Here is a 12,182-nt window from a genome sequence, read left to right on the forward strand (position 1 = left end):
CTGCATCTGGGGGTTCTGGACTTCAGCATCGGCACGCTGACGCCGTGCACGCTCGGGTTCATCCAGCACGCGGCCCTGGAGGCTCTCTGTGAGCGCTATCCGCGGATCGGCAGTGCGTTCTGGCGCACCACGCTCATCGACGCGGCGATCTTCCGGGAGTGGATCATGAACGTCGGTCAGCGGGATGCCCGGAGCCGGATGGCTCACGTCCTGTGCGAGATGGTCGTGCGTTTGAGAGCAGTGGGACTGGCCCAGGGCCACACCTGCGATCTGCCGATCACCCAGGTTGAGCTTGGGCAGGCGCTCGGCCTCTCCACGGTCCATGTCAACCGGACCCTCCAGGAACTCCGAGGAGAGGGGCTCATCACCCTGAAAGGGAACGTTCTCTCGGTGCTGGACTGGGAGGGGCTGAAGCAGGCCGGGGACTTCGAGCCCACCTACCTGCACCTGAAGCATCAAGAGGCTGCCACGTGAGAACCTCGTCGCCAGTTGATGCAGGTTCCCGCCGGGTCTGCTGCGAGATGCTTGTCCTCAACCATGTGCCGCGATCGGACACCTCTGCACCGATGAGAATATCAGGTTAAATCCAGTCGTGGCGTGAATTTCTGCTTACTCGCACGAATTGGACTTTCAACCAAAAACATCAAACTGATTGAGCATCGATTGAGTAATTTGGTGCCGTAATTACCGGCGCAGAAGCCATGCATATACCAGGCGTGGGGGCGCCGATCTGGTAGCGGGCTTTCTCATGCTTCGAGGTTTCATCAACGATGAGCATCGCGCGGCGTTCGAAGCCGCCCGAGCGGAGTACTGTCGGGGAGGCGCGCTAGCCAGGTGTTGCGGAGCGCGGACCCGGAACGGCGGCACATGCCGCCTGCCGCCGCTGAGGGGGCACACGCGCTGTTTGCGCCATGCCGGTCCGCACGCCGCGCGCCGGCATCGAGACCAACAACTCCGCGAACTTGCAGCCGGGCGCCTAGATCCTGAGATCTTCGCCCGAGCGGAGGCGAAACGACATCGCAACCGTTTGCAGCGAGCGTGGAAGTTGAACCCTTGGGCGAGCGGATCGACGATCGATCTTGGCGAGCACGAGGAGGCATTCCGGACCGCCTTGGCGGGGTTCCCGTGGCGACTGGAGACAATGCCGCCGGCGATCCTCGATTGGGCGCGCTGGCGCTTCCGGAGAACCCATTTGGACCGGCGCGATCCGGCGGGCTGGAGCGCCGCCCTTGACACTTTGCGGGGTAAACTCGCGGCTGCTGGACCGCCCCGCGAACCTGAGCACCCCGCTCTGGTGCTGGAAGATCCGGTCCACGTCGTAGCATCGCGCTTGTCACCGTGGTCGCGGCGTCGATGTGCCGATATCAGCAGCAAGGCCCAAGCAACCCCGCGAACCTCGCGTAAAGTTCGCCGGACTTCTCCGCCGCAAGAGGCGGACCTTCTATGGAGCCTCCTCGCTCAACACCGGCGTGATCTCGCGCCTGTTCTGGCGCTGTGCCAGACGGATGAGGAACGCCTTCACGTCGCGGCTGCCTACCGGGATCTGATTCCGCCTGCCGCACATCCCACCGCTGCCCGCGCCTGGGGCGCACTCCTGCGGCAACTTTCGGGCAACAACTCCTGACATTCGGGTGGACCTGGGTGCTCAAGGTATTCAGGGTGTTCTGCACTGAATACCCGGAATGGCGTCGTCCATGACGTCTATGCCGGCTTGGGTATTCAAGGTGTTCAAGGTGTCCATTCCTTCTTCCTTTGGAGAAAGAGAAAGAAAAGGCAGAGGGAGAGGGCGGCAGCGGCGTGGGGCGCGGAGGCAGGGGTAGAGCAATAAGTAAAGAAGTGGCGCGGATGCGCCCCTTGAACACCTTGAATACCTAAGCCGGCATAGACGTCATGAACGACGCGACTCCGGGTATTCAGCCGAAAGCCGTCGAATACCCGGAGTTGAGCGTTGCGCCCCCGCTTATAACAACGGACAGAGCACCGCCTCAGCTTGGCCCTTCACGGTCTCGTCGCTCGCGCTCGTTTTGGTGATGGTGACCACCAGCCGGCCGTTGACCCTCCGCCGGGCCACTTCAAGCCCCAGATCGGCCAAGGCACCCGGATCCAGCCGCGCAATCGCCTGCCCAAGCCCCTGGGGCGAGCGGATGTTGAGCTTGCCCTGGCCGCCGAACGGTCCGGTCAGAGCAGGCAGAAGGTCTGCCATGGTCCCTTCCCAAATCCGGCTCTCAATATTGCCGACGAGGCCAAGCAACGCCGCCACGAGCGGGTCGCCCGCCGCGGCGTCGGCTTGCTGTTCCCGCCAACCCTCGCGCATGGCCTCGATCAGCAGGTTGGGCTTCCATCCGATCGCCCGCGCGGCCGCTTCAGCGAACACGAGCGGCCCGGCGAGGCGGTCGAGGGGCTTGTCGGTCCACTCCGCCGCCACGGCCTGCCATCCGGCCAAGGCGCCCACCAGGATATCGAGGAGTGCCGCCAGCAGGGCGGGGCGATCGACCTGCCACGCCGCGTCCAGGAGAGCCCTGGGCGTCGCCGTCGCCCGCCGATCGAGGGCAATGCGGACCACCCTGGACACGAGGTCCGGCCGGCTGCTCAGGTCCGGGAGCACGGTGGTGAACATGACGGGCGCCAGAAGTTCCACACTGTAGAGATCGCCATTCGAGTAGAGCTGGCGGGCCGTGTGCGCCGTCCCCGTCGCGAAGCCGCAAAACAGGTCCGCCGCATCGGGACCGATATTCGACGTGTTGTCCAGGCACGTGATGCCTTGCCCCTTCGCGAGAGCAATGAGGCCCAAGGCATCCCGCGGCGCGGCGGACAGGGGAGGGTTCGTCGGATCGACCAGATCCTTCAGGCGCAAGGCGGTGGTCGTCTTGCCGGCTCCGGCAGGTCCGGTCAGGAGCAGGTGCGCAACCTCGCCGTCGCGCCGAACAGCATTCGCCAGGAAGAGGAGCAGGGCAGCTTCCGCTTGAACTCCCGGATCAATGGCGGTTTCGGATAGGCGCGGCGGCAGGACGATGTGCTGGCGGATCACGGGGAGGAAGTCGCGCCGCGATACGCTACCCGCCGGCATTGGGGGTGGGCGAAGGCTGGATCGGCGCGGGAACCGAACCGGCGCGGTGTTGCCGGGGACAACCTGATATCCGGTAGACGTGATCTCGATCACCTCACCGGCGTCGTTCGCCAGATTGAGGTAAATGCAGTCGCCACCCGCCCCCGCGTGGGGTGCAGACCGGACGCCGACCGGGAACTCCGGCGCATCATACGCCAGGCTGTGCAGCGCCTCGGCGAGTTCGGCCACGGCCCGCGGGGGCAGGTGCAGGCTCCGGTCCGGAAGTCGGCGCAGTGCGGCGAAGATGGCATCGAGGGCTTCGTTGGATTTCAGGTCGAAGTGTTCTATACCGTTCGAGGTGGGCAGGGTGATGAACCTGCTGTTTCCACTCCGCCAAAGCTCCACCCCAGCCTCTGCGAGAAGGGTATCTTCGGCCCGGCGGAGGGCCGTGCCGCGTCCGCCGGAAGATGACGGATCTTCGGTTTCCTCCGGAGGAGTTGCCTTCGACCAGCAGCGCCCGAACTGGCGCATGCGCCCGGCGTCGTCGTGCTTGTCGTTCGGGAGCAGTTCGCCCGTCTCCTGCGTTACGGCGAGGGCGGCGGTGACTTCCAGAGTGAGGCCGGCCCGGCGGGCAAGCGAGATTAAGGCCATGGTGGCGGCCGACCGATCCCCCTCCATGAACCCCGCCAGGCGGGGCGTCCCGAAGCGGTCCACAAGGGGGCCGGCATGGCCGTGATAGCGATCCCGAAGGAATTGATCCCCGACGAGCGCGGCCTCGGCTTGGTTGCGGAGTTCATCGGGTAAATCGCGGAGTTCGGCGGCATCCTTGATGAGGGGCCACACGGCCTCCAACCGGTGGACTTCGTCTGCCGTCAACCCTCCGGCGCCGTGGCCCGCCACGCTGGTCCGTGCGCCCGCCGTGGGGAGCTTGGGGCTGCCCTTGCGGGGTGGAAACGTGCTTGCCAGATGCTCCGGATCCACCGCCAGCGCGGAGGGATCCGGCGCCCCCACCACATAGGCCAGCCGAGGCCGATACTTATGGCGGTTGCGTTTGCCTTCGGCGGGCACGTTGAACGTCCAGGATGCTCTGCCAAGCCGAGACTCTTCGTAGACCGCATCCGAGCCAGTCCCGGCGCACGTATCCGCCCATGCTTCACGGTTAATGTCGGCCGGCACCTTGAACCATCCATGTGCCCCATTACCGGTGCATACGCGGGCACAGGGCCGCGTGCCTATCTTGGCGATGGCTGCATCCAGGGTGGCATCCACGTGGCTCCGCGCCTGCGCCTCGGTCATGCCGCTGGCGACGGAATTTCGGTCGATGTCGAGAATGCCGTGAATCCGCGTCCTTACATCCTTGTCGGCTGGCTTAGAGCCGCAAAACGTTTCGTGGACCGGGTTCGTGCAGATGTAGATGTTGCGGGCGTTATCTTCGGCCTCGGCGAGGAAGGCCCGAAGTTTGATCGCCTCGGGATCCTGATCGAGGTGCCACGTGAACCCGCGGAGATCCTTGTTGGTGTCCACCGGCAGCATGGTCGTGAATGCGATGCTGCTTCCAGGCGGGAAGATGGAACGGACGAAATCAATGAGCCCTTCGAACCGCTCCCCACGCGACGCAATCAGCATGGCGTAGATCAGCCCGGCAATCACGGCAGGACGGTTCGGCCCAGCAGCGGCGGGAGACGCCAGCACCGCCTCAGTTATTTCGGAGTAGATCCGGGCATGAACCGATGCCACGTCGGGAAAGTAGGCACCCAGATCGTGGGCGAGGTGCCGGGCATCGTCATCTATGGGGTCGAACCCGAGAGCCGCTAGGTAGCGCGAGCCCTCCTGGATGAGCCGCCGGATGGTTGTTTCGGCTGCAGGATCCAGCCTGCCAGCAGGTTCGGATGCTTGCTTGCCGGCAGTAATAGCGGCGTCAAAAAGCTGATGGAGCTGCGCGACCTCGTTGTCGCGCGCGCGAACCGGAACGTTCATGATATACTTTCAATGTAATATGATTGATGAGAGACACCCCGACGCGGCATGAGCCCCCGCGCTGGGGTGTTCTGTTTCGGCCGACTACAGGGAGGTCCGGGCGCACCGGTTGCGGATGGCCTGAACCGCCGCGGCATTTCTGCGGGGTTCAGGAGTCCATCGCTCCGCCTCGTTGACCAAGCGGATCACGTCCTCAGTCTGGAGGACGGTGCGGCCAAGCGATCGGCGTAACGCCAGGCGCCCCATGCGTTCGTGCTTGTAGAGCTGCGCGCGCGATACGCCGAGGATGCGCGCAGCCTCGGCGATCGGAAGAAAGGCGGTCTGGCGCCAATTGGCGGTGGGTTCTGCACCACGACCGTTGCCGGCGTTCCTGGTGCTCATTCCTGGCCTCCAGCATCACGCGCGGAGGCAATCAGGCGCTCGATTTCGTCCAGCGGGACAAGCGTCCGCCGCCCGAGTTTAACCGCACGAAGGCGGCGGTCCTTGATGAGGTTGAAGACAAGCGTCCTCCCGATCCCGAGCGCCTCGGCGGCGCGCGGAATGGAGACAAGACGCGGCGATGACGGAGCAACAGCGTGCCCAAGCATGCCAGCCATATTCCTGTGTTGGCAGGGTCGGATGCCACGGCCCATGCCGTGGTCTTGGTAACCTGCGGGTTCGTCTGGTCGGCTGGCGATCTCCTGAATATTCGCGGGACATAACGAACCCTAGCGAAGTGAGACGAACGCCTTCAAGGCGTCGCGGACAAAAAGTGTCCGCAGACTCTACACCGCTGTCAGCGACGAATTGGCTCGACTTTGAGGCCGCATGTAAGGCGGCGTTGTATTCGGATCTCGCGCTCCTCTTGCCCCGAGTGACTCGTGTGCACGTTTCTGCTGTGGGCCGTGCAAAGTTGGCCGACGCTTGGGCTCAATCGGCATCGAGCGCAGTGAACTCCGCGGGATTGCATTGCCCGCGTGGTGGGGCGCTTTTCACGTTCAGGCCGCGCCACCCTCAACGACGCGGAATTGCGTTGGCGCCACGCCAATTACCGGTTCCACGGCGCGCCGCATGATTTCGCTGACGTGGTCGGAGACGTAAGCGGCGTAATGCTTCTCGATCATGGCAACAGAGGTGTCATGTGCGAGCGCCACGAAACGTGTGGAGATGTTGTTGCGGAGCGACCGGACGATCGAGGTATGGCGGAGGGCGTAGGGGGCGGTGCCCGCGGGGAGCTGCGCGGCCTTGACGATCTCCTTCCAGGGCCGGGTCAACTCCGCGGCAGCTTTCCACGGGCCGCGCTCGTGCCGTTCCCAGACGGTGGGGGACGTCTGGCGGTAGCGCCAGCGTTCCAGAAGGGGCTCATGGCCCTTACGCCCGTTGAGGATCGGCCGAAGCTGGTCAATCACATCCGGCCCGACCGGAACGGGGACATGGCGCCTGGCCTTTGCACCTTTGCCCTTCGCGGAGAGCGGAACCATGATCTGCGGCTCGTCGGTCACCTGCACGTCGCGGACGCGGAGCTGCGCAACCTGCGAGAACCGTGCTCCCGTCGCGGCCAGCACCACGACCAGACGTCCAAGGTCCCCCGTCTCGTCCAAGTCGAACGCCGCGGCTGTCAGCGCGTGGATCTCCGCTCTCGTAAGGATCTGATGCTCGCGGGCCGCATCGGCGCCCGACAGTGCCTTCGTCCCGACTTTTACCTCTTCCCGGACGTGCGGCCCGAGCACGCGCCGGTGCTCCTCGATGGCAGCGTTCAGGGCCGCGCGCAGGTCATTCAGGAGCCGGTTGACCGTGGAGGGCTGCAGGTCCGGCGCCAGACGGCTCCGCCACGCCTTCAGGGCGGAGGCCGTGAGGCTGGACAACCGCAGGTCGGCGATCTTCGGATCGGCCAGAACATGGAGCGTGAGCCGGGATCGTGCATCGCGCCCCGCGCGGAGGGAGCGCGCCTCGCGGGTGGTGATGTATGCGTTCACCGCGTCGCGGACCGTGAGCGTCAGGCCGTTCGCGTCGCCGGCATCCAGAGCCGCGAAGGCCCGCTCGCGTGCCTCCGCCCAGGCGAGCGCGGCCCGTTTTGCTGCCGCAAAGGCAAGGGCCTCCGGCGGGGCGCCCGCGTCATCGGCCATGCCAATGCGCTCCTCCGCCCGCCTGCTGTTCTGGACGATCTTCGCGACCCAGGTGCCGGCGCCGCGGACCGGCTTGCGGTATCCGAGATAAAGGCCGCCTCGACCATGCCCGATCCCGAGCCAATACGGGTTCTTGCCGGGGGCGAGCTTCGCCCGTTTCGGCGGGGTATCGATGCTGGCGGTTTTCGGCATGGCGATCCGTCTCACATTTCGTCTCACAGTGACATGTGAGACGGATCTTACGTCCATGACAGCGAGGTTCAACTAGTTCATAGGGTTAGCAGACGTCATAGATGTCACGATCGTTCGCGATCCGCCCTCTCACGGCGAAAACAGGGGTTCGAGTCCCCTAGGGAGCGCCACTTTTCTCTTTAGAATCCAAGGGTTTGCGCGAGCACCTCCGCAAGGCGGTCGTGAATGCTCCCAACTCTGCTCCAATATACGTTGCCGAACAGCGATGGACAGAATACGTCCCTCACGCCGCCCAGGCGATAGCACGGTAATTCAGGTTAGGTGGAGCTTCGGAATTGAAGTCTGCCAGGCTGCCGAGGACTTTCTGCCTCTGACGCCGCAGCCTTACGAAATCATTGGCTCTGTTCCCTGAGGATGCAGCCGCGAAGCCTGGATGCTTGAGGGGGTGTGATACTCGTCCCCGCGCCGAATTACTCGGTCAGTGACCGAGGTATGACTCAATGAGGAGCAGGGAGTATCCTGCCACCAAGAGCCAGTGAGCGAGTTCAACCATCATGGCCGATCTCCGCGTGGCTGTTCCGCTCCGGTTGAGCCCGGACCTACGGGGAACAGAGCGCCACCTCTGATCCGCAAGCCCTCGCGGATTTCAGGCGCTTAGAGGGCTCCAGACGAGCAGCTTCGCTATCTCAGCCGCTGCTCTATGCGAGCATCAAAATCTCCCTTTGGTCACGAGCATAAGCCACAGCAGAAAGCTGCGTCGCAAGAGGGCAATTCAGAACCGATCAAGATCAACCAATCCACGTTCTTAGCACCCTCGACACGTCTCGACTGACGCATGGTCAATTGTGGTGGGATGCCCCTCCCGTCGGAGGAGGCGCTGATTGGGAGCGACTACGCGCTGAGTTTAGCAGGCAAAGTTACACATCGAGGGTTGCAGGAGCCGCTATGATCAAGATCACTGGACTCGATAAACTCAGCAGGGACCTCACTAGTGCGCAGAAGGCGCTTGAGGGCTTGGATGGTGAACTTGGCACCGTCGCCTTTGACCCGAGTGATCTGGGCAGCATCGAGGCAGCAATCCAGGAGGTGGAGAGGCTCGTCGACGAGCGGCTCGGCTCTTATGCCTCTAATCGGATTATCGGGCCGATGGCCGAGGGAATGAAGCAGCAATATCGCGAAGCCATTCTGGAACGGGCAGCTACTGCACGCCTAGAGGGCGATCAGGCGTGATGGCGAACGACATCGACCTTTTCGGCCAGATCACGAATGCGGTTCTCGACCTGCAAGGGGCGCATCTGCAATCGTATGATCGTCCGCTTAAGGCGCTCGCGCGGCTCCTGCGCCATCCTGATCTTGCGGCCGCAAATCAGGCTTTGACCGAAGGATTGGACCTTGAAGCCTTCTTGGCTACAGGCGACGCATCCCGGCGCGGTATAGCCGGCAGCGCCAATCTTGCGTGGCCTGACAGCCAGGAGCAGACACTCGGGCTGACCCTTCTTCTTATCGAAAAATTTGCGGAGAGCCCCGACTATATGGCCCATTTTGGGCGCACCTACTTCTATTCAGGAGATAAAATCATAAGCGAGGTTCACGCTGTCACGCGACAGATGATTATTCCCTTTTTGAGAGACTACAAAGCTTATGTGATAAATCATGGAAACTTCAGGCCAAAGCTGATGGTGCCTGTCTCCAATAAAATCTTCATTGTGCATGGTCACGACGGCGAAGCACGAGAAGCGGTAGCTCGCTTTCTCGGTAATATTGGCTTCGAGCCGATCATCCTTCACGAGCAAGCCAATCGCGGACGAACGGTCATCGAAAAAGTCGAGGCAAATAGCGACGTCGGTTTTGCGGTCGTGCTCCTCACGCCTGACGACGAGGGTTGTGTGAAGGGAGGCACGCCTGAGCCGCGCGCGCGGCAGAATGTGCTCCTTGAGTTAGGCTACTTTATTGGTCGTCTGGGCCGCGAGAAGGTGTGTGCACTTAAACGCGGCGAGGTGGAGATACCAAGCGACTTTGCCGGTGTGGTCTGGCAAACCATGGATGCCGGCAATGGCTGGAGGCAGGCGCTTGGCCGAGAACTTGAGGCGGCCGGTTATCGGATTGACTGGAATAAGGTCATGCGATGAACTTGTAGAAACTTGGGCTTGATCTGACGGACTGTGTCTGAGTGAGTTCATTCGAACCAGATCACAGTGGCTTGGCTCTGTGTTTGCCGCATGCCCCCGCATGTTGAGATATAGCCGATTATCAATTCGGCTCTAAGAGACAGAGATCAGACCATTTGATTATGGCGCGATCACTCGTCCATCCTTGAGGATTTCTGACTCCTGCGCGATGACTGCATTCCGCAATGTGGGGTGATTGGACACCCCGTATGCTGCGGCTTTGATGTTGGGTTTACTCGGACTTCTTATATAAGGGCTGACTTTTGCCATGGGTGAGGCTTCCTTCAAGTGGAATCGATTTTGGCTTCCTGCCAATGCCCCTCTTCCCACCTCGGATGGGTATCTTTTTCACCCAGACAAACCCAGCTTCCTAGGTTCTGGTTTTGGACAGAGCTTTGACGAGCTCGACCAAATCCCGTGTTTGATCCTCCTTGGGCCTCCCGGAATCGGGAAATCTTACGAGATGCGGAAGGCCGCCGCAGCAGGAACGGAACAAGGTCAGGCTGTCGAGTTCATCGAGATTAGGCGGTTCTTCCAGCCCAATGGTCTCTTCGAGCGGCTAGTCAGCACATTAAGCTCATCCGCTGGACAGGACTTGGATCGTTGTCTCAACATCTTTCTCGATGGATTGGACGAGGCGGTTCAACTTCAGCCATTCGCAAATGTGATTCCAGAAGCAATTCGTGGGATTGCTGAGGCCCGTGGGTCACTGGAGAAGCTGAAGCTAAGAATAAGCTGCCGTGCGGCATCGTGGCCTTCAGACTTACAGGATGAGCTGCAGACACTTTGGCCTAAGAGCCAAGTCGGAGTTTACCAACTCGCGCCATTGCGTGAGGAGGATGCCTTGATTACCGCCCATTCTGTTGATGCGGACGAAGGCGTTCGGGCTCACTTCCTTGAGCAGATCCGAGCGCGAGACGCGGAGCCGCTAGCAAGCCGCCCCGTGACTCTGAATTTGCTGCTGAACGAATACCGTCGTGAGAGGGTCCTACCGTCCAGCCGAGCGCAGCTTTACCAGCGGGGTCTGCTTGCGCTCTTAGAAGAGACAAACCCACTGCGGCGGAGTAACCCTCCTCTAGGGCAACTCGATAGCGCGTCACGTCTGATCGTTGCTGCGCGAATCGCAGCTGCGGCCCTGTTCTCCAATAGCACAACAATTTGGACCGGGCTCCAGTCAGAGGATCCCCCGGACGGGGCATTAACATTGTCGGACATTGCTGGAGGCTACGAACCAGGACTTGGAGGGATGTTCCCTCTCGGGATCCCTGAACTATTCCAGGTTCTGAACACGCCCGTATTCCAGTCGGTCGGAAAGGATGAGTTTGAGTTCGCCCATAAGACCTTTCCGGAATTCCTTGCAGCTCACTACCTGATTGAGCACGGAATTAGCGCGGATGAAATCCTAGAATTTCTCACCGGGCAAGTAGGGAGCGACCAAGAGACGGTTTCACCTCAGCTGCGAGAGGTAGCTGCCTGGGGGGCAAGTCTCGACCATGCGTTATTCCGTAAGTTAATAGCTCGCGAGCCTGACATTCTTCTACGAAGCGATGTCGCGGCTGTAGGTGACGCTGAGCGAGAAGCTCTGACCACCGAGCTTTTGCAGCGATTCGATGAGGAGCAGCTCCATGATTGGATCGCAAACATCAGGCAGAGCTACTCCCTGCTGCAACATCCAAAGCTGGCCCAGCAACTAGTACCGTATGTAACCGGGAAAAATCGGAGCATCATAGCTCGTCGTGCATCAATTGATATCGCTGAGGCGACACGCCTCACTGAGCTCTCGGATGTCCTCCTAGAAGTTGCGCTTGATCAATCGGACGATGTGGGCGTTCGTGTCAAGGCAGCGTCGGCTCTCTCAAGGATAGGGTCGCCAGAAGCGAAACGATCTTTACGCCCGCTCCTAAGTACGGATCTGGAGCCCGATGTAGACGACGAGCTAAAAGGAGCTGTCCTAAGAGCTCTATGGCCTAATGAGTTGTCGATTGATGAGCTGTTGGGATCGCTGACATCCCCGAAGAATGAAAATCTCATTGGATTATACTCGCTGTTTCTCGGCACCATCCAGATTCCTCAGTTGAGCGCTGACGAGAGCTTGCGAGTGCTCGAATGGGTGGACTCTATCTTCTCAGTCGAGAGTGAAGAACACAGATCTGCATTCAAGAACCTTATTCCCCGCCTACTCCAGCGGGCTTGGGAGTCCTCATCCGACGTCTTTCCGTGCGGGTTCGGCGGTAGATATGCAGTTCTTCCTTCAGGACGAGCCGTTTCTCTACAACGATAACCTCCCCGACCACCGGCACGATGGTGACGTCGTTTTCGGTCCGGATGTGCGGGACCTGATCGATCTCGCGATCGACGGGAATGCGGGTGATTTCCACGGTCTCCTCCCGCAGGGCGGTCCCGACCGTTTCCTCCACGACGTCAACGACGGTGCGGACCCGGACTTTGCCGGTCGTGACCTGGCGCTTTTCGAGCCGTACCTCCTCCTCGAGAAGCGGTATGACACTCTCGGCACCCGGGTCATGGAGGTGGGGAACCTCATCGGTGATCGAGCGCGGGCCATCGCTGGACATCTCGGCGGGTGCAGGCGGGGAGGCTGGCTTGCACATTGTTGTTGTCCGAGACATCAAATTGTACGCGAAGAAGCACTGTGAAACGGCGCGTGAAGGGATTGAGTCCGGATGCACGTGAGGG

The 12,182-nt window shown here is 61.4% G+C and carries 9 protein-coding genes and 1 tRNA gene; 5 read left to right on the plus strand and 5 right to left on the minus strand.

Features of this window, described 5'->3' with window-relative positions:
* A partial coding sequence (locus tag BN1233_RS06505; protein WP_046862722.1) for a Crp/Fnr family transcriptional regulator occupies positions 1-474 on the plus strand: 474 nt, incomplete at its 5' end.
* 1,486 nt (positions 475-1,960) lie between these two features.
* Here BN1233_RS06505 and BN1233_RS06515 read toward each other — a convergent pair.
* The 4 genes from BN1233_RS06515 to BN1233_RS06530 all read right to left on the minus strand — a co-directional run bounded on the left by BN1233_RS06515 (position 1,961) and on the right by BN1233_RS06530 (position 7,320).
* Positions 1,961-5,023, minus strand: a complete 3,063-nt coding sequence (locus BN1233_RS06515) for a hypothetical protein (RefSeq protein WP_046862724.1) — start codon at positions 5,021-5,023, stop codon at positions 1,961-1,963.
* Between the two features lie 84 nt (positions 5,024-5,107).
* Positions 5,108-5,404, minus strand: coding sequence for a hypothetical protein (locus BN1233_RS06520; RefSeq protein ID WP_046862725.1), 297 nt, complete (start codon positions 5,402-5,404; stop codon positions 5,108-5,110).
* Positions 5,401-5,610: a helix-turn-helix transcriptional regulator gene (locus BN1233_RS06525; protein WP_048709453.1), complete on the minus strand. Its 210-nt coding sequence runs from the start codon at positions 5,608-5,610 to the stop codon at positions 5,401-5,403. The genes BN1233_RS06520 and BN1233_RS06525 overlap by 4 nt, the downstream gene beginning before the upstream one ends.
* Before the next feature lie 390 nt (positions 5,611-6,000).
* A complete protein-coding gene (locus BN1233_RS06530; protein ID WP_046862727.1) occupies positions 6,001-7,320 on the minus strand; it encodes a tyrosine-type recombinase/integrase in 1,320 nt (439 codons plus the stop codon).
* A 74-nt stretch (positions 7,321-7,394) separates the two neighbouring features.
* On the opposite strand from BN1233_RS06530, the gene BN1233_RS46645 reads away from it, so the two are divergent.
* The 4 genes from BN1233_RS46645 to BN1233_RS48230 all read left to right on the plus strand — a co-directional run bounded on the left by BN1233_RS46645 (position 7,395) and on the right by BN1233_RS48230 (position 11,769).
* Positions 7,395-7,490, plus strand: a tRNA-OTHER gene (locus BN1233_RS46645).
* Positions 7,491-8,265: 775 nt separating this feature from the next.
* The gene (locus BN1233_RS06535; protein ID WP_046862728.1) at positions 8,266-8,550 is read left to right on the plus strand and encodes a hypothetical protein; all 285 of its coding nucleotides are present in this window, start codon (positions 8,266-8,268) and stop codon (positions 8,548-8,550) included.
* On the plus strand, positions 8,550-9,449 hold the full coding sequence (locus BN1233_RS06540) for a TIR domain-containing protein (protein WP_046862729.1): 900 nt from the start codon (positions 8,550-8,552) through the stop codon (positions 9,447-9,449). The genes BN1233_RS06535 and BN1233_RS06540 overlap by 1 nt, the downstream gene beginning before the upstream one ends.
* A 307-nt stretch (positions 9,450-9,756) precedes the next feature.
* The gene (locus BN1233_RS48230) at positions 9,757-11,769 is read left to right on the plus strand and encodes an NACHT domain-containing protein (protein ID WP_156312725.1); all 2,013 of its coding nucleotides are present in this window, start codon (positions 9,757-9,759) and stop codon (positions 11,767-11,769) included.
* Here BN1233_RS48230 and BN1233_RS50950 read toward each other — a convergent pair.
* Positions 11,654-12,115, minus strand: coding sequence for a DUF2382 domain-containing protein (locus BN1233_RS50950; protein WP_147707015.1), 462 nt, complete (start codon positions 12,113-12,115; stop codon positions 11,654-11,656). The genes BN1233_RS48230 and BN1233_RS50950 overlap by 116 nt on opposite strands.
* Positions 12,116-12,182 lie beyond the last annotated feature (67 nt).

Origin of the sequence: Microvirga massiliensis, assembly GCF_001006805.1 — a bacterium.
Taxonomy (GTDB): Bacteria; Pseudomonadota; Alphaproteobacteria; order Rhizobiales; family Beijerinckiaceae; genus Microvirga; species Microvirga massiliensis.